Origin of the sequence: Streptomyces sp. CB02959, assembly GCF_002803155.1 — a bacterium.
In the GTDB taxonomy this organism is placed as follows: domain Bacteria; phylum Actinomycetota; class Actinomycetes; order Streptomycetales; family Streptomycetaceae; genus Streptomyces.
On record NZ_NNBP01000018.1, the window covers coordinates 41,683 to 57,983 of the forward strand.

Annotated in this window: 29 protein-coding genes; all 29 read right to left on the reverse strand. The window is 65.9% G+C overall.

Translation table 11 applies throughout. The annotated features are described in order from the left end of the window. Window positions 1–16 precede the first annotated feature (16 nt). The 29 genes from rpsK to tuf all read right to left on the reverse strand — a co-directional run bounded on the left by rpsK (window position 17) and on the right by tuf (window position 16,152). Window positions 17–421 carry a 30S ribosomal protein S11 gene (rpsK, locus tag CG747_RS26785; protein WP_004571845.1) on the reverse strand — a complete coding sequence of 135 codons (405 nt, stop codon included), beginning with the start codon at window positions 419–421 and terminating at the stop codon, window positions 17–19. A 64-nt stretch (window positions 422–485) separates the two neighbouring features. Next, window positions 486–866, reverse strand: coding sequence for a 30S ribosomal protein S13 (rpsM, locus tag CG747_RS26790; RefSeq protein ID WP_100604412.1), 381 nt, complete (start codon window positions 864–866; stop codon window positions 486–488). 200 nt (window positions 867–1,066) lie between these two features. Next, window positions 1,067–1,180, reverse strand: a complete 114-nt coding sequence (gene rpmJ / locus CG747_RS26795) for a 50S ribosomal protein L36 (RefSeq protein WP_003956441.1) — start codon at window positions 1,178–1,180, stop codon at window positions 1,067–1,069. A 60-nt stretch (window positions 1,181–1,240) separates the two neighbouring features. After that, window positions 1,241–1,462, reverse strand: coding sequence for a translation initiation factor IF-1 (gene infA, locus CG747_RS26800; RefSeq protein WP_003956442.1), 222 nt, complete (start codon window positions 1,460–1,462; stop codon window positions 1,241–1,243). 221 nt (window positions 1,463–1,683) lie between these two features. Beyond that, the gene (gene map / locus CG747_RS26805; protein WP_100604545.1) at window positions 1,684–2,520 is read right to left on the reverse strand and encodes a type I methionyl aminopeptidase; all 837 of its coding nucleotides are present in this window, start codon (window positions 2,518–2,520) and stop codon (window positions 1,684–1,686) included. 105 nt (window positions 2,521–2,625) lie between these two features. Continuing rightward, entirely contained in the window at window positions 2,626–3,279 is a 654-nt protein-coding gene (locus tag CG747_RS26810) for an adenylate kinase (protein WP_100604413.1), read from the reverse strand. Next, window positions 3,279–4,592 carry a preprotein translocase subunit SecY gene (gene secY / locus CG747_RS26815; RefSeq protein ID WP_100604414.1) on the reverse strand — a complete coding sequence of 438 codons (1,314 nt, stop codon included), beginning with the start codon at window positions 4,590–4,592 and terminating at the stop codon, window positions 3,279–3,281. Before secY ends, CG747_RS26810 begins: the two co-directional genes overlap by 1 nt. Before the next feature lie 228 nt (window positions 4,593–4,820). Then, on the reverse strand, window positions 4,821–5,276 hold the full coding sequence (gene rplO / locus CG747_RS26820; protein WP_100604415.1) for a 50S ribosomal protein L15: 456 nt from the start codon (window positions 5,274–5,276) through the stop codon (window positions 4,821–4,823). Window position 5,277: 1 nt separating this feature from the next. Continuing rightward, window positions 5,278–5,460, reverse strand: coding sequence for a 50S ribosomal protein L30 (gene rpmD / locus CG747_RS26825; protein ID WP_016571066.1), 183 nt, complete (start codon window positions 5,458–5,460; stop codon window positions 5,278–5,280). After that, window positions 5,460–6,062 (reverse strand): 30S ribosomal protein S5, encoded by a 603-nt coding sequence (gene rpsE / locus CG747_RS26830; RefSeq protein ID WP_016571065.1) that lies wholly within the window; start codon window positions 6,060–6,062, stop codon window positions 5,460–5,462. Before rpsE ends, rpmD begins: the two co-directional genes overlap by 1 nt. A 46-nt stretch (window positions 6,063–6,108) precedes the next feature. Further along, entirely contained in the window at window positions 6,109–6,492 is a 384-nt protein-coding gene (gene rplR, locus CG747_RS26835) for a 50S ribosomal protein L18 (protein WP_100604416.1), read from the reverse strand. Between the two features lie 3 nt (window positions 6,493–6,495). Beyond that, window positions 6,496–7,035, reverse strand: a complete 540-nt coding sequence (gene rplF / locus CG747_RS26840) for a 50S ribosomal protein L6 (RefSeq protein WP_100604417.1) — start codon at window positions 7,033–7,035, stop codon at window positions 6,496–6,498. 21 nt (window positions 7,036–7,056) lie between these two features. Next, window positions 7,057–7,455, reverse strand: coding sequence for a 30S ribosomal protein S8 (rpsH, locus tag CG747_RS26845; RefSeq protein WP_100604418.1), 399 nt, complete (start codon window positions 7,453–7,455; stop codon window positions 7,057–7,059). Between the two features lie 239 nt (window positions 7,456–7,694). Then, window positions 7,695–7,880 (reverse strand): type Z 30S ribosomal protein S14, encoded by a 186-nt coding sequence (locus CG747_RS26855; protein ID WP_003956452.1) that lies wholly within the window; start codon window positions 7,878–7,880, stop codon window positions 7,695–7,697. A gap of 5 nt (window positions 7,881–7,885) precedes the next feature. Beyond that, on the reverse strand, window positions 7,886–8,446 hold the full coding sequence (rplE, locus tag CG747_RS26860; RefSeq protein ID WP_016571061.1) for a 50S ribosomal protein L5: 561 nt from the start codon (window positions 8,444–8,446) through the stop codon (window positions 7,886–7,888). Further along, on the reverse strand, window positions 8,446–8,769 hold the full coding sequence (gene rplX, locus CG747_RS26865; RefSeq protein WP_100604420.1) for a 50S ribosomal protein L24: 324 nt from the start codon (window positions 8,767–8,769) through the stop codon (window positions 8,446–8,448). Before rplX ends, rplE begins: the two co-directional genes overlap by 1 nt. A gap of 3 nt (window positions 8,770–8,772) precedes the next feature. Then, window positions 8,773–9,141 (reverse strand): 50S ribosomal protein L14, encoded by a 369-nt coding sequence (gene rplN, locus CG747_RS26870; protein ID WP_003998823.1) that lies wholly within the window; start codon window positions 9,139–9,141, stop codon window positions 8,773–8,775. A 141-nt stretch (window positions 9,142–9,282) separates the two neighbouring features. Beyond that, complete coding sequence (gene rpsQ, locus CG747_RS26875) at window positions 9,283–9,564, reverse strand: 30S ribosomal protein S17 (RefSeq protein ID WP_006604882.1); 282 nt, start codon at window positions 9,562–9,564, stop codon at window positions 9,283–9,285. Next, window positions 9,564–9,788, reverse strand: a complete 225-nt coding sequence (gene rpmC / locus CG747_RS26880; protein WP_004950453.1) for a 50S ribosomal protein L29 — start codon at window positions 9,786–9,788, stop codon at window positions 9,564–9,566. Before rpmC ends, rpsQ begins: the two co-directional genes overlap by 1 nt. Continuing rightward, on the reverse strand, window positions 9,788–10,207 hold the full coding sequence (gene rplP / locus CG747_RS26885) for a 50S ribosomal protein L16 (RefSeq protein WP_016571059.1): 420 nt from the start codon (window positions 10,205–10,207) through the stop codon (window positions 9,788–9,790). Before rplP ends, rpmC begins: the two co-directional genes overlap by 1 nt. 5 nt (window positions 10,208–10,212) lie before the next feature. Further along, entirely contained in the window at window positions 10,213–11,031 is an 819-nt protein-coding gene (gene rpsC / locus CG747_RS26890; protein ID WP_100604421.1) for a 30S ribosomal protein S3, read from the reverse strand. Next, on the reverse strand, window positions 11,031–11,378 hold the full coding sequence (gene rplV, locus CG747_RS26895) for a 50S ribosomal protein L22 (RefSeq protein ID WP_009997296.1): 348 nt from the start codon (window positions 11,376–11,378) through the stop codon (window positions 11,031–11,033). Before rplV ends, rpsC begins: the two co-directional genes overlap by 1 nt. 44 nt (window positions 11,379–11,422) lie before the next feature. Beyond that, entirely contained in the window at window positions 11,423–11,704 is a 282-nt protein-coding gene (gene rpsS, locus CG747_RS26900) for a 30S ribosomal protein S19 (RefSeq protein WP_016571057.1), read from the reverse strand. 12 nt (window positions 11,705–11,716) lie between these two features. Further along, window positions 11,717–12,553, reverse strand: coding sequence for a 50S ribosomal protein L2 (gene rplB, locus CG747_RS26905; RefSeq protein ID WP_100604422.1), 837 nt, complete (start codon window positions 12,551–12,553; stop codon window positions 11,717–11,719). Window positions 12,554–12,592: 39 nt separating this feature from the next. Beyond that, the gene (gene rplW, locus CG747_RS26910) at window positions 12,593–12,916 is read right to left on the reverse strand and encodes a 50S ribosomal protein L23 (RefSeq protein ID WP_100604423.1); all 324 of its coding nucleotides are present in this window, start codon (window positions 12,914–12,916) and stop codon (window positions 12,593–12,595) included. Beyond that, window positions 12,916–13,566, reverse strand: coding sequence for a 50S ribosomal protein L4 (gene rplD / locus CG747_RS26915; protein WP_100604424.1), 651 nt, complete (start codon window positions 13,564–13,566; stop codon window positions 12,916–12,918). The genes rplW and rplD overlap by 1 nt, the downstream gene beginning before the upstream one ends. A gap of 8 nt (window positions 13,567–13,574) precedes the next feature. Beyond that, window positions 13,575–14,219 (reverse strand): 50S ribosomal protein L3, encoded by a 645-nt coding sequence (gene rplC, locus CG747_RS26920; RefSeq protein ID WP_100604425.1) that lies wholly within the window; start codon window positions 14,217–14,219, stop codon window positions 13,575–13,577. A 14-nt stretch (window positions 14,220–14,233) separates the two neighbouring features. Further along, window positions 14,234–14,542, reverse strand: a complete 309-nt coding sequence (rpsJ, locus tag CG747_RS26925; protein ID WP_003948644.1) for a 30S ribosomal protein S10 — start codon at window positions 14,540–14,542, stop codon at window positions 14,234–14,236. A 416-nt stretch (window positions 14,543–14,958) separates the two neighbouring features. Beyond that, complete coding sequence (gene tuf / locus CG747_RS26930; protein ID WP_100604426.1) at window positions 14,959–16,152, reverse strand: elongation factor Tu; 1,194 nt, start codon at window positions 16,150–16,152, stop codon at window positions 14,959–14,961. Window positions 16,153–16,301 lie beyond the last annotated feature (149 nt).

Genomic DNA, 16,301 nt, shown 5'->3' on the forward strand with positions numbered 1-16,301 from the left:
CTCCTACTTCAGTGGGTCAGACGCGGCGACGCTTGGGCGGGCGGCATCCGTTGTGCGGGGTGGGGGTGACGTCCTGGATCGAACCCACCTCGAGGCCGGTGGCCTGGAGGGAGCGGATCGCGGTCTCACGGCCGGAGCCCGGACCCTTGACGAAGACGTCGACCTTGCGCATGCCGTGCTCCTGCGCGCGACGGGCAGCCGACTCGGCGGCCATCTGCGCGGCGAAGGGAGTCGACTTGCGCGAGCCCTTGAAGCCGACATGGCCGGCGGAGGCCCAAGAGATCACGTTCCCGGTCGGGTCGGTGATCGAAACGATCGTGTTGTTGAACGTGCTCTTGATGTGAGCGTGCCCGTGGGCGACGTTCTTCTTCTCCTTGCGGCGCACCTTCTTGGCGCCGGCCGTACGGCCCTTCGGAGGCATTCAATATCTCCCGTGGAGGTGGTCGGTCCTACAGCGAAGACCGCTGACGTGGTCCTGCTGAGGACTACTTCTTGCCCGGCTTCTTCTTGCCGGCGATCGCGCGACGCGGACCCTTGCGGGTACGGGCGTTCGTGCTGGTGCGCTGACCGTGCACCGGCAGGCCGCGGCGGTGACGCAGACCCTGGTAGCAGCCGATCTCGACCTTGCGGCGGATGTCGGCCTGGATCTCGCGACGGAGGTCACCCTCGGTCTTGAGGTTGTTGTCCACGTACTCGCGGATCTTGACCAGGTCTTCCTCGGCCAGGTCGCGAACCCGGGTGTTCGGGTCCACGCCGGTGGCGGCGAGGGTCTGCTGCGAGAGCGTCCGCCCGATACCGAAGACGTAGGTGAGGGCGACCTCCACACGCTTTTCGCGCGGGAGGTCAACGCCTGCGAGGCGTGCCATTGATGTGGCTCCTGATGGCTATTCGGAGGTCTTCCGCAGCACCGTTCCCGTAAGACTCTGCAGAATTACGAGCCGGGTCCCCGGCCTCCGAGCCGAGGGTGTCGTCCCCACGCGACAGATGCGGGGGTCGGGTGACTGCGTATGTACGTGTTGTGCTTGCGTCGCGCGAAAACTGCGAAATGCAGGTTGGTCGGCGTGCGTCAGCCCTGGCGCTGCTTGTGGCGCAGGTTGTCGCAGATGACCATGACCCGGCCGTGGCGGCGGATCACCTTGCACTTGTCGCAGATCTTCTTGACGCTCGGCTTGACCTTCATGGGATGTGAGGTTCTCCGGGTCAGTGCCGCTGCCCCACGGGAGCGGGGCTTCGGCAAGATCTACTTGTACCGGTAGACGATACGGCCACGCGTCAGGTCGTAGGGAGAGAGCTCCACGACGACCCGGTCATCCGGGAGGATACGGATGTAGTGCATCCGCATCTTGCCGCTGATGTGCGCGAGGACCTTGTGACCGTTCTGGAGCTCTACCTTGAACATTGCGTTCGGCAGAGACTCGATCACGGTGCCCTCGATCTCGATGGCACCTTGCTTCTTGGCCACGCTTCGCCTTTCGGATCGGCTACCTTGATCAACTCACTTGCACTGCCGCACCCGACGTGCGGGCACACGGGTGCACGAGAGCCGACGCGTCAGTCTACGTCAGTGCCTGAGAAAAGACGAATCCAGGGTTATTGCCCGCCCGCGGAGATCGTTATGCACCCGAGCCCGGTCCGGGCGATCGGGACCGCCCCGATCCGGACGGGCTCGGGGCGGGATCCGGACTAGGCCAGGGGGTCCGGCGCCGCGGTGATGCCGAGGGTGGCGAGCTTGGCCTTGCCGCCATCAGGAGCGGTGAGCACCAGCGGGCCGTCCTCGGTCAGCGCGACCGAGTGCTCCCAGTGCGAGGACCAGCTGCCGTCGTTGGACTTGACCGTCCAGTCGTCTTCGAGGACGTGCGTCTTGGCGGTGCCGAGGTTGACCATCGGCTCGATGGCGATGCAGAAGCCGGGCACCAGCTTCGGGCCGCGGCCGCGCTTGCGGTCGACGTAGTTCAGCAGGTGCGGGTCCATGTGCATCTGCGAGCCGATGCCGTGGCCGCCGTAGTCCTCGACGATGCCGTACTTGCCGCTGGCCGGCCGGGGCTGGCGACGGATGTAACCCTCGATCGCCTTGGAGATGTCCACCAGCCGGTTGCCCTTGGCGACCGCGGCGATCCCCGCCCACATCGACTCCTCGGTGACCCGGCTGAGCTCGACCAGCTCCGTGGAGTGACCGGACCCGACGAAGGCGGTGTACGCGGCGTCGCCGTGCCAGCCCTCGATGATCGCGCCGCAGTCGATGGAGATGATGTCGCCGTCCTGCAGCACCGTGTCGGCGGACGGGATGCCGTGCACCACGACCTCGTTCACGGAGGTGCAGATCGTGGCGGGGAAGCCGCCGTACCCGAGGAAGTTCGACTTCGCGCCGTGCTCGGCGAGCACCTTGCGCGCCACGTCGTCCAGGTCCTTGGTGGTGGCGCCCGGCACCGCGGCCTCACGGGTGGCCGCGTGGATGGCGGCGACCACCAGCCCCGCCTCGCGCATCTTCGCGATCTGCGCGGGGTTCTTGATCTCCAGCATGCCGGTGCCTTCCGCCTTCACTCTCGTCCGCGGGCCGTTCCCGCCGACCCAACACTACGGCCGCGGCGCCCGTCCCGGGCACCGCGGCCGTACAGAGCCACCGTTTTACTCGCCGCGACCCAGGGCGTTCATCGCCCGCTGGGTGACCTCCGCGACCTTGCCGAGGGCCGGGATCGTGACGACCAGGTCCTGGGCCTTGTAGTAGTCGATGATCGGCTCGGTCTCCGAGTGGTAGACCTCCAGCCGCTTGCGCACGGTGTCCTCGCGGTCGTCCTCGCGCTGGTACAGCTCGCCGCCGCAGGCGTCGCAGACACCCTCGACCTGCGAGGTGTTGTACTCGACGTGGAAGACGTGGCTGGAGTCCTTGCGGCAGATCCGCCGGCCGGCGATCCGCTTGACGACCTCGTCCTCCGGGACCTCCAGGTCCAGGACGGCGTCGAGCTTGAGGCCCTTGTCCCGGAGGTACACGTCCAGCGCCTCGGCCTGGCCGAGGTTGCGCGGGAAGCCGTCCAGCAGGAAGCCCTCGGCCGCGTCGGCCTGCTCCATGCGGTCCTCGGCCATTCCGATGGTGACCGAGTCCGGCACGAGGTTTCCGGCGTCCATGTAGGACTTCGCCTCGACCCCCAGGGGCGTGCCCTGCGAGATGTTGGCCCGGAACAGGTCCCCCGTGGAGATGTGCGGGATCGCGAGGTTCTTGGCAAGGTACGCGGCCTGCGTACCCTTGCCGGCCCCCGGGGGTCCGACGAGGACGATTCGCATCAGCGGAGGAACCCTTCGTAGTTGCGCTGCTGAAGCTGGCTCTCGATCTGCTTCACGGTCTCCAGGCCCACACCCACGATGATGAGGATGCTCGTCCCGCCGAACGGGAAGTTCTGGTTCGCGTTGAACAGCACCAACGCCACTGTTGGTACGAGCGCGATCAGCCCCAGGTACAGCGAGCCCGGCCACGTGATCCGGTTGAGCACGTAGCTGAGGTACTCGGCCGTCGGGCGACCAGCCCGGATGCCCGGGATGAAGCCACCATACTTCTTCATGTTGTCGGCAACTTCTTCGGGGTTGAAGCTGATGGCCACGTAGAAGAAGGCGAAGAAAACGATCAACAAGAAGTACGTAATGATGTAAACGGGGTGATTTCCCTTGGTGAAGTTGGTGGCGATCCAGGTCGCCCACCCCGCCTTCGACCCGCTGAACTGTGCGATCAGCGCCGGAATATAGAGCAGCGACGACGCGAAGATGACGGGAATCACACCTGCCTGGTTCACCTTCAGCGGGATGTAAGTGGACGTACCCCCATAGGACCGGCGACCGATCATCCGCTTCGCGTACTGGACCGGAATGCGCCGCTGCGCCTGCTCGACGAAGACGACCAGGGCGACCATCGCCAGGCCCACCAGGATCACCGAGAAGAACTCGATCCAGCCGTCGGCCAGCTTGCCGGTCAGCTTGATCTGCCACAGCGCGCCCGGGAAGCCGGCGGCGATCGAGATGAACATCAGGATCGACATGCCGTTGCCGATACCGCGGTCGGTGACGAGCTCACCGAGCCACATGATCAGGCAGGTGCCGGCGGTCATCGTGATCACCATCGTGATGGTGGTGAAGATCGAGTCGTTGGGCACGATCTGGCTGGCGACCGGGCAGCTCTGGAAGAGCGCGCCGCTGCGGGCCGTGGCCACCAGGCCGGTGCCCTGCAACACGGCCAGCGCCACGGTCAGATAGCGGGTGTACTGGGTGATCTTCGACTGGCCGGACTGCCCCTCCTTCTTGAGGGCCTCCAGCCGGGGGATCACCACGGTCAGCAGCTGGAGGATGATGCTCGCCGTGATGTACGGCATGATCCCCAGCGCGAAGATCGTGATCTGCAGCAGCGCTCCACCGCTGAACATGTTCACCAGGGCGAACAACCCGCTGTTGCCGCCGGCCTGCTTCATGCAGGTCTCGACGTTCGCGTAGTTCACCCCGGGGACCGGAACATGCGCCCCGATCCGGTAGAGCACGATGATGCCCAATGTGAACAGCAGCTTCTTGCGCAGGTCGGGCGTCTTGAACGCTCGGGCGAACGCGGTGAGCACGGTGCCTCCTGCGCCTCCCGCCTTTGTGGGCCAGGAGGTGACGGTCTTGAGGATCGACGAATGAGTAGCGGCTGTACCGCGCGGAGCTGGCCCGCACGGCGGGTTCCGAGGCGAACCCCGGACAAGACAAACAGTGCAGGCCACCTTACCGGCGACCGTACCCCCGTGGAACGACCAACCGGGGATGCCCCAAACGATGGGCATCCCCGGTCAGTTGAACCAACGAACTCAGAGGAGTTCGGTGACGCTGCCGCCAGCGGCAGCAATCTTCTCCTTGGCGGAGCCGGAGACGGCGTCCACCGTCACCTGCACTGCCACGGAGATCTCGCCGGTGCCGAGCACCTTGACGAGCTCGTTGTTGCGCACCGCGCCCTTGGCGACCAGGTCGGCCACCGTGACCTCGCCACCCTGCGGGTAGAGCGCGGCCAGCCGGTCCAGGTTCACGACCTGGAACTGCTTGTGGGCGGGGTTCTTGAAGCCCTTCAGCTTCGGGAGGCGCATGTGGAGGGGCATCTGCCCACCCTCGAAGCGCTCCGGAACCTGGTAACGGGCCTTGGTGCCCTTGGTACCACGACCAGCGGTCTTACCCTTGGACGCCTCACCACGACCGACACGGGTCTTGGCGGTCTTGGCGCCCGGGGCGGGCCGGAGGTTGTGGACCTTCAGCGGGTTGCTCTCCGCCATGTCAGTCGACCTCCTTGACCGAAACGAGGTGGCGGACGGTGTGCACCATGCCGCGGTACTCGGGACGGTCGTCCTTGACAACCACGTCGTTGATCCGCTTCAGACCAAGCGAACGCAGGGTGTCGCGGTGGTTCTGCTTGCTACCGATCACGGACTTGACCTGCGTGATTTCGAGGCGAGCCATTACGCACTCACCCCTGCACGCGCCCGCAGCAGAGCGGCGGGAGCCACGTCCTCCAGCGGCAGGCCACGACGGGCGGCGATCTCCTCGGGCCGCTGCAGGCCCTTGAGCGCCGTCACCGTGGCGTGCACGATGTTGATCGGGTTGGACGAGCCGAGCGACTTGCTCAGCACGTCGTGGATGCCCGCGCACTCCAGGACGGCGCGCACCGGGCCACCGGCGATCACACCGGTACCGGGGGAAGCCGGCTTGAGCAGGACGACGCCCGCAGCCTTCTCGCCCTGGATCGGGTGCGGGACGGTACCGGCGATACGGGGGACCTTGAAGAAGTTCTTCTTGGCCTCTTCCACGCCCTTGGCGATGGCAGCCGGAACTTCCTTGGCCTTGCCGTAACCGACACCTACGGTGCCGTCACCGTCGCCCACCACGACCAGCGCGGTGAAGCTGAAGCGACGACCACCCTTGACAACCTTGGCGACGCGGTTGATCGCGACAACGCGCTCAACGTACGCGGTCTTCTCGGCGGCAGCGCCACCGTCGCGACCCTTCCGGTCCCGCCGCTCGCCGCCACCGGCACCGCTGCCGCGGCGCTGGGGTCCAGCCATTGGATTTACCTCTCTCTGTTACGTCCGCTAGCTCCGGAACCGGGGCTTAGAACTTCAGCCCGGCTTCGCGGGCGGCGTCGGCCAGAGCGGCAATCCGCCCGGCGTACTGCTTGCCACCGCGGTCGAACACGACGGCCTCGACACCGGCGGCCTTGGCACGCTCGGCGACCAGGGCGCCCACCTTCTGGGCCTGGGCGCTCTTGTCGCCCTCGCCACCACGGATCGACGCGTCCAGGGTCGACGCCGAGGCCACAGTGTGGCCCGCGATGTCGTCGATCACCTGGGCGAAGATGCCGCGGTTGGACCGCGTCACGACCAGACGCGGACGCTCCGAAGTACCCGAAATCCGCTTGCGGATGCGGATGTGGCGACGCTTGGCGGCAGCGCGCTTGTAGGCGTTGCCCTTAGCGATCTTCACACCGTATGCCATGGCTTACTTACCCGCCTTTCCGACCTTGCGGCGGATGACTTCGCCCTCGTACTTGACACCCTTGGCCTTGTACGGGTCGGGCTTCCGCAGCTTGCGGATGTTCGCGGCGACCTCGCCGACCTTCTGCTTGTCGATGCCCTCGACGCTGAACCTCGTCGGCGACTCGACCTTGAACGAGATGCCCTCGGGGGCCTCGATCAGGATCGGGTGGCTGTAGCCCAGGGCGAACTCCAGGTTGGAGCCCTTGGCCTGGACGCGGTAGCCGACACCGCTGATCTCGAGCTTCTTCACGTAGCCCTGGGTCACGCCGGTGATCATGTTCGCCACCAGCGTGCGGGACAGGCCGTGGAGGGCCTTGTTCTGACGCTCGTCGTTCGGACGGGAGACGGCGATGACGCCGTCCTCACCCTTGGCGACCTCGATGGGCGCCGCGACGGTGTGCGAAAGGGAACCCTTGGGGCCCTTCACGTTGACCGTGCGGCCCTCGATGGTGACGTCCACACCAGCGGGAACCTGGATGGGCAGCTTGCCAATTCGCGACATTAGCTATTCCTCCGTTCCCTGTTACCAGACGTAGGCGAGGACTTCCCCACCCACGCCCTTCTTCTGCGCCTGCTGGCCGGTCAGGAGACCGTGAGACGTGGAGATGATCGCCACGCCCAGGCCGCCGAGGACCTTCGGCAGGTTGGTGGACTTGGCGTAGACCCGCAGACCCGGCTTCGAGATCCGCTTGATGCCGGCGATCGAGCGCTCGCGGTTCGGCCCGAACTTCAGCTCGAGGACGAGGTTCTTGCCGACCTCGGCGTCCTCGACGCTCCAGCCGGTGATGTAACCCTCCTGCTGGAGGATCTCCGCGATGTGCGACTTGATCTTGCTGTGCGGCATCGCCACGGTGTCGTGGTACGCCGAGTTCGCGTTCCGCAGACGGGTCAGCATGTCTGCGATGGGATCAGTCATGGTCATGAATTGGCCTTCGGCCTCTCTCGCCGGGGTTTCCTATATGCGCCATCCCTCTCCCCGAACATGGTCGGGACGGGTGCGGCACGGGGACCTACGGCGTAGTAAGCGACGTTATGCGGGCGGAGCCCGCGGTCGGTCTCGGGCGGCGGGACGCCCAAACCCTTCTACCCTACGGGAAAAGGGTCCGGGCGCCCGCCGGCCGGTTGCTTACCGAGAGCCTCTGGTAATGCCCAACTAGGGGATTACCAGGAGCTCTTGGTCACGCCCGGCAGCTCGCCACGGTGAGCCATCTCACGAAGGCACACGCGGCAGAGGCCGAACTTGCGGTACACGGAGTGCGGGCGGCCACAGCGCTGGCAGCGGGTGTAGGCACGCACACCGAACTTCGGCTTGCGAGCAGCCTTGGCAATAAGAGCCTTCTTCGCCATCTCGCTCACGCCTCCTTGAACGGGAAGCCGAGGTGACGAAGCAGGGCGCGGCCCTCGTCGTCGTTGGTCGCCGTGGTGACCACGGTGATGTCCATACCCCGGGTACGGTCGATCTTGTCCTGGTCGATCTCGTGGAACATGACCTGCTCCGTGAGACCGAAGGTGTAGTTGCCCCGACCGTCGAACTGCTTCGGGGACAGACCACGGAAGTCGCGGATGCGCGGCAGCGCCAGCGACAGCAGGCGGTCCAGGAACTCCCACATGCGGTCACCGCGGAGGGTGACGTGGGCACCGATCGGCTGGCCCTCGCGCAGCTTGAACTGCGCGATGGACTTACGGGCCTTGGTGACGGCCGGCTTCTGGCCGGTGATCGTGGTGAGGTCGCGGATGGCGCCCTCGATCAGCTTGGAGTCGCGGGCGGCGTCGCCCACACCCATGTTGACCACGATCTTGGTCAGACCGGGGATCTGCATGACGTTCTCGTAGGAGAACTCGTCCTTCAGCTTCCCGGCGATCTCTTCGCGGTAGCGCGTCTTGAGACGCGGCGCGTTGGTGGTGGCAGTCATCAGATGTCCTCACCGGTCCGCTTGGCAACGCGGATCTTGTTGCCCTCGTCGTCAAAGCGGTACCCGACGCGGGTAACGACCTTCTTGCCGTCCTGCTCCACAACCAGCTGAACATTGCTGATGTGGACGGGGGCCTCGGTCGTCACGATGCCGCCGGTCTGCGAACCACGAGCGGTCTGTCCGGCCTTGGTGTGCTTCTTGACCCGGTTGACACCCTCGACCAGAACACGGTCCTCGCGGGGGTAGGCCGCGATGACCTTGCCCTGCTTGCCCTTGTCCTTGCCGGTGATGACCTGGACCAGGTCGCCCTTCTTGATCTTCATCGGTTACAGCACCTCCGGCGCGAGCGAGATGATCTTCATGAACTTCTTCTCGCGCAGCTCACGGCCCACGGGGCCGAAGATACGGGTGCCGCGGGGGTCGCCATCGTTCTTGAGGATGACGGCCGCGTTCTCGTCGAAGCGGATGTACGAGCCGTCCGGACGGCGGCGCTCCTTGACGGTGCGAACGATGACGGCCTTGACGACGTCACCCTTCTTCACGTTGCCACCGGGGATCGCGTCCTTGACGGTGGCGACGATGACGTCACCGATGCCCGCGTAGCGGCGACCGGAACCACCGAGAACACGGATGCAAAGGATTTCCTTCGCACCAGTGTTGTCGGCGACGCGCAGTCGCGACTCCTGCTGGATCACGTCTATCTCCTGAATGTCTGCCGGTTCCCGGCAGGGGCCGGTCCCTTACGGGACGTCAGCCCCTGCCGAGCCTGGCGGAACTGTTCCTAGGGGGTCCCCCCAGGAGGGATGTGCTTGCCTGTCGAAATCCCCGCGAGGGAATTACTTGGCCTTCTCGAGGATCTCGACGATGCGCCAGCGCTTGGTGGCGGACAGCGGCCGGGTCTCCATCAGGAGGACGCGGTCGCCGACACCGGCAGCGTTCTGCTCGTCGTGCGCCTTGAGCTTGTTGGTACGGCGGATGACCTTGCCGTACAGCGCGTGCTTGACGCGGTCCTCGACGGCGACGACGACGGTCTTGTCCATCTTGTCGCTGACGACCAGACCCTCACGGGTCTTGCGGAAACCGCGCTCGTTCGTCTCAGTCACATTCTTCTCGCTCATCAGGCGCTCTCCACCGTCTCGATGCCGAGCTCGCGCTCCCGCATCAGGGTGTAGATCCGGGCGATGTCCTTCCGGACGGCCTTCAGCCGGCCGTGGTTTTCGAGCTGTCCCGTCGCCGCCTGGAAGCGGAGGTTGAACAGCTCCTCCTTGGCCTCACGCAGCTTGGCAACGAGGTCCTCGTTGTTCAGCTCGCGCAGCTCGGTCGCCTTGGTACCGGCCGCCATCACGACTCACCTGCCTCGCGCCGCACGATGCGGCACTTCATCGGAAGCTTGTGGGCGGCGCGGGTCAGCGCCTCCTTGGCAACCTTTTCGTTCGGGAAAGACAGCTCGAACATCACCCGACCGGGCTTGACGTTCGCGATCCACCACTCCGGAGAACCCTTACCGGAACCCATGCGGGTCTCGGCCGGCTTCTTCGTCAGCGGGCGGTCGGGGTAGATGTTGATCCACACCTTGCCGCCACGCTTGATGTGACGGGTCATGGCGATACGAGCGGACTCGATCTGCCGGTTCGTCACGTAGGCCGCGGTCACAGCCTGAATGCCGTACTCACCGAAGGCCAGCTCGGTACCGCCCTTGGCCATACCGTTCCGCTTCGGGTGGTGCTGCTTGCGGTGCTTGACCCTGCGAGGGATCAGCATGTCGGTCAGCCCTCCGTTCCAGGGTTCTCCGCCGGAGCAGCGGCAGCGGCCTCGGCCTTGGGGGCCTCGGCAGCGGCAGCCTGCTGCGGCTTGCGGCCGCGACCGCCACGCTCGCCACCGCGGCGCGGGCGCTCGTTGCCACCGCGGGCCGGGCGGTTACCCGCACGGGCGGCAGCGTTCTCGGCACGCACCTCGGCGATGTTCTTGACGTCGCCCTTGTAGATCCAGACCTTCACGCCGATGCGGCCGAAGGTGGTCTTGGCCTCGAAGAAGCCGTAGTCGACGTTCGCGCGGAGCGTGTGCAGGGGCACACGGCCCTCGCGGTAGAACTCCGAGCGGGACATCTCGGCGCCGCCGAGACGGCCACCACACTGGATCTTGATGCCCTTGGCGCCGGCCTTCATCGTCGACTGCATGCTCTTACGCATGGCGCGACGGAAGGAGACACGGGAGGACAGCTGCTCGGCGACGGCCTGGGCCACCAGCTGAGCGTCGGTCTCGGGGTTCTTGACCTCGAGGATGTTCAGCTGGACCTGCTTGCCGGTCAGCTTCTCCAGCTCACCGCGGATGCGGTCGGCCTCGGCGCCGCGGCGGCCGATGACGATGCCCGGACGAGCGGTGTGGATGTCAACGCGGACGCGCTCACGGGTGCGCTCGATCTCCACCTTGGAGATACCAGCGCGCTCCATGCCCTTCGTCATCATGCGACGAATGGCGACGTCTTCCTTGACGTAGTCCTTGTACAGCTTGTCGGCGTACCAGCGGGACTTGAAGTCCGTCGTGACGCCGAGCCGGAACCCGTGCGGGTTTACCTTCTGGCCCATTACCGGGTTCCTTCCTTGCTGCTGACGACCACGGTGATGTGGCTGGTCCGCTTGCGGATCCGGTAGGCACGGCCCTGGGCACGCGGACGGAACCGCTTCAGGGTCGGGCCCTCGTCGACGTAAGCCTCGCTGATGACCAGCGTGGAGGCGTCCGTGTGGTCGTAGTTGTGCGCGGCGTTGGCAATGGCGCTGTCCAGCACCTTGCCCACGGGCACGCTCGCGGCCTGCGGGGCGAAACGCAGGACCGCCTGAGCCTCCGTGGCATCCATGCCACGGATAAGGTCCACCACGCGGCGGGCCTTCATGGGCGTGACGCGGATGTACCGCGCCTGGGCCCTGGCTTCCATGGTTGTCCCTTCGGTGTCAGTCATAGTCTTCGCACTCCGGTCGATCAGCGACGACGCGACTTGCGGTCGTCCTTCTCGTGGCCGCGGAAGGTGCGGGTCGGCGCAAACTCGCCGAGCTTGTGGCCGACCATCGACTCGGTGACGAACACCGGGACGTGCTTGCGGCCGTCGTGCACCGCGATCGTGTGGCCGAGCATGGCCGGGACGATCATGGAGCGGCGGGACCAGGTCTTGATGACGTTCTTGGTGCCTGCATCGTTCTGTACGTCCACCTTCTTGGCGAGGTGGTCGTCGACGAAGGGCCCCTTCTTGAGACTGCGCGGCATCTAAACCCGCTCCTAGCGCTTCTTGTTCGTCTTGCGGCGGCGGACGATGTACTTGTTGCTGGCCTTCTTCGGCGAGCGAGTACGACCCTCCTTCTTGCCCCAGGGCGAGACCGGGTGGCGACCACCGGAAGTCTTGCCCTCACCACCACCGTGCGGGTGGTCAACCGGGTTCATCACGACACCACGCACGGTCGGGCGGACGCCCTTCCAGCGCATGCGGCCGGCCTTGCCCCAGTTGATGTTCGACTGCTCGGCGTTGCCGACCTCGCCGACAGTGGCGCGGCAGCGGACGTCGACCAGGCGAATCTCGCCGGACGGCATACGCAGGTGGGCCATGGAGCCCTCCCGCGCCAGCAGCTGCACGGAGGCACCCGCGGAGCGGGCGAACTTCGCGCCGCCGCCGGGCCGCAGCTCGATGGCGTGGATGGTCGTACCGACCGGGATGTTGCGCAGCGGCAGGTTGTTGCCCGGCTTGATGTCGGCGCCAGCGCCGTTCTCAATCCGGTCACCCTGCTGCAGGCCGCGCGGCGCGACGATGTAGCGCTTCTCGCCGTCCGCGTAGTGCAGCAGCGCGATGCGCGCGGTGCGGTTGGGGTCGTACTCGATGTGCGCGACCTTGGCCGGCACGCCGTCCTTGTCGTGACGACGGAAGTCGATCACGCGGTAGGCGCGCTTGTGGCCACCGCCCTGGTGGCGAACGGTCACACGACCGGCGTTGTTACGGCCGCCCTTGCTGTGCAGCGGGCGGACCAGCGACTTCTCCGGCGTGGACCGCGTGATCTCGACAAAGTCGGCGACGCTGGAGCCACGACGGCCCGGGGTCGTCGGCTTGTACTTGCGGATACCCATTTCTCAGTCCTCGTCCGATTCCGGACGACTCGGACTCCGTTAGGAGACCGGGCCGCCGAAGATGTCGATACGGTCGCCCTCGGCGAGGGTCACGATGGCGCGCTTGGTGTTGGCGCGCTTACCGAAACCGGTCTTGGTGCGCTTGCGCTTACCCTGACGGTTAATCGTGTTGACCCCGGTGACCTTGACCGAGAAGACCGCCTCGACGGCCTGCTTGATCTGGGTCTTGTTCGCGCCGGGCGCGACGATGAACGTGTACTTGTTCTCGTCCAGCAGCGCGTAGCTCTTCTCGGAAACAACCGGCTTGACGAGGACGTCGCGCGGGTCCGTGAAGGTCTTGCTGGTGACGACGGCCTCAGTCATCAGGCGTCGCTCCCTTCGGTCTCAACGGCCTTGGGGCCAGACACGAAGGACTCGAAAGCGGCCTTGGTGAAGACCACGTCGTCGGAGACGAGCACGTCGTACGTGTTCAGCTGGCCCGGCTCCAGGATGTGGACCTGGGGCAGGTTGCGGGCGGACAGCCACGCGGCCTCGTCGGAGCGCTCGGCGACCAGCAGGACGTTCTTACGGTCGCTGACCTTGCCGAGCAGGCCCTTGGCGGCCTTGGTGGACACCGCACCGTCGACCACGTCGGAGACGACGTGGATACGGCTGTGGCGGGCCCGGTCCGAGAGGGCACCGCGCAGGGCGGCGGCCTTCATCTTCTTCGGGGTCCGCTGGCTGTAGTCACGCGGCTGAGGGCCGTGGACGACGCCACCACCGGCGAACTGCGGCGCACGGGTAGAACCCTGGCGCGCGCGGCCGGTGCCCTTCTGGCGGTACGGCTTCCTGCCACCGCCGCGGACCTCGCCACGGGTCTTGGTCTTGTGCGTGCCCTGACGGGCAGCGGCCAGCTGCGCGACGACGACCTGGTGGATCAGCGGAACGCTGACCTTCGCGTCGAAGATCTCCGCGGGGAGCTCGACGGTCCCGGCCTTGTCGCCTGCCGGCGAAAGGATGTCAATGGTGCTCATCGGTTACCTCAGGCCCCCTTGGCCGCGGTACGGACCAGGACGAGGCCGCCGTTCGGACCAGGAACTGCGCCCTTGATGAGCAGCAGACCCTTCTCCGCGTCAACGGCGTGGACGGTCAGGTTCTGGGTGGTGACCCGCTCATTGCCCATACGGCCGGCCATCCGCATGCCCTTGAACACGCGGCCCGGGGTGGCGCAGCCACCGATGGAACCAGGCTTACGGTGCACGCGGTGGGCGCCGTGCGAGGCCTTGCCGCCGTGGAAGCCGTGACGCTTCATGACGCCGGCGAAGCCCTTGCCCTTGCTCTTGCCGGTCACGTCCACCTTGACGCCGGACTCGAAGGTCTCAGCGGTCAGCTCCTGGCCGAGGGTGTACTCGCCGGCATCGACGGTACGGACCTCGACGAGGTGGCGACGGGGGGTGACGTCGGCCTTCGCGAAGTGGCCCTTGAGGGGCTTGTTCACCTTGCGCGGGTCGATCTCGCCGAAGGCGATCTGGACGGAGTCGTAGCCGTCCTGGTCATTGGTGCGCACCTGGGTAACGACGCAAGGACCGGCCTTCACCACGGTCACCGGGACGACACGGTTGTTCTCGTCCCAGACCTGGGTCATGCCGAGCTTCTCGCCCAGGAGCCCCTTGATCTGCTTAGCCATCTCTTCCGCGCCTCTCAGAGCTTGATCTCGATGTCAACGCCGGCCGGAAGGTCCAGGCGCATCAGCGAGTCAACGGTCTTGGGCGTCGGGTCGAGGATGTCGATCAGGCGCTTGTGCGTGCGCATCTCGAAGTGCTCGCGCGAGTCCTTGTACTTGTGCGGCGACTTGATGACGCAGTACACGTTCTTCTCAGTGGGCAGCGGCACCGGGCCCGCGACCGACGCACCAGTACGGGTCACCGTCTCGACGATCTTCTTCGCCGAGGAGTCGATGACCTCGTGGTCGTAGGCCTTGAGCCGAATGCGGATCTTCTGTCCCGCCATGGCTACTTCGTAGTCCTGTCTCTCGTAACGCTCTGGGACCCGGGAGGTCACCGTTCTTCTCCGACCCACGCGGTCGGGCGTGTCGCACCCCTTCTCGTAAATCTCCACATGGAAGATCCCTCAAGGAGGAGAACGTGGGGGAAGAACACCCACCGGGCGCCTGGAAGAGGCACCCCGCTGACGCTTCCCGGAAGATTCCCGTACTTCCGTCCCTGAGAAGGGACGACGAATACCTGGGACTCGCTTCCAGTCCTCCCGGCGGGAGGCGCGCAGCATCGGCACTCAACCGAGCAACCTGGACAGTGTGCCATACCCGGGTTGCGTAAGGCCAATCGAGGCCCAACTGTCAAGAAGCCCCGCCCACCTGGCGGCGGGCGGGGCTTCCCGAACTACTACCGGATCAACCGGAGACCGTCTTACTTGACGATCTTGGTGACCTGGCCGGCGCCGACGGTCCGACCACCCTCACGGATGGCGAACTTCAGGCCCTCCTCCATGGCGACAGGCTGGATGAGGTCCACCTTCATCTCGGTGTTGTCACCCGGCATGACCATCTCGGTGCCCTCGGGGAGGGTCACAACACCGGTCACGTCAGTCGTACGGAAGTAGAACTGCGGACGGTAGTTGTTGAAGAACGGCGTGTGGCGGCCACCCTCGTCCTTGGACAGGATGTAGGCCTGCGCCTCGAACTCGGTGTGCGGGGTGACCGAGCCCGGCTTGATGATGACCTGGCCGCGCTCGACGTCCTCGCGCTTGATGCCGCGGAGCAGCAGACCGACGTTCTCACCGGCCTGGCCCTCGTCGAGCAGCTTGCGGAACATCTCGATACCGGTGACCGTGGTGGAGGTCTTCTCGGTCTTGATGCCGATGATGTCGACGGTCTCGTTGACCTTGAGGATGCCGCGCTCGATACGACCGGTGACGACGGTGCCACGACCGGTGATCGTGAAGACGTCCTCGATCGGCATCAGGAACGGCTTGTCGACGTCGCGCTCGGGCTGCGGGATCGACTCGTCGACGGCCTTCATCAGCTCGAGGACGGTGTTGCCCCACTCCTTGTCGCCCTCGAGGGCCTTCAGAGCGGAGACCTTGACGACCGGAACGTCGTCGCCGGGGAACTCGTACTCGGAGAGGAGCTCACGGACCTCGAGCTCGACGAGCTCCAGGATCTCCTCGTCGTCCACCATGTCGGCCTTGTTCAGGGCGACAACGATGTACGGAACGCCGACCTGGCGGGCCAGGAGCACGTGCTCCTTGGTCTGCGGCATCGGGCCGTCGGTGGCGGCGACCACGAGGATGGCGCCGTCCATCTGCGCGGCACCGGTGATCATGTTCTTGATGTAGTCCGCGTGACCGGGGCAGTCGACGTGGGCGTAGTGACGCGTCTCGGTCTGGTACTCGACGTGCGCGATCGAGATGGTGATACCGCGCTGGCGCTCCTCAGGAGCCTTGTCGATCTGGTCGAAGGCCGAGGCCTCGTTCAGGTCCGGGTACGCGTCGTGCAGCACCTTGGTAATGGCGGCCGTGAGGGTCGTCTTACCGTGGTCGATGTGACCGATGGTGCCGATGTTGACGTGCGGCTTAGTCCGCTCGAACTTCGCCTTCGCCACTGGGTTCCTCCTGGAGTGGTTCTGTACGCCTTACTCATCGGCGCCAGGTGATCTTTGCTGGATAGCCCGGGGCCCGGGGGCATTCCTCCGCTGTTGCGGCGGAATGCCCCGGCAGGCTCCGGAGTCAAGCCTAGAGCGTGAACTCGAGG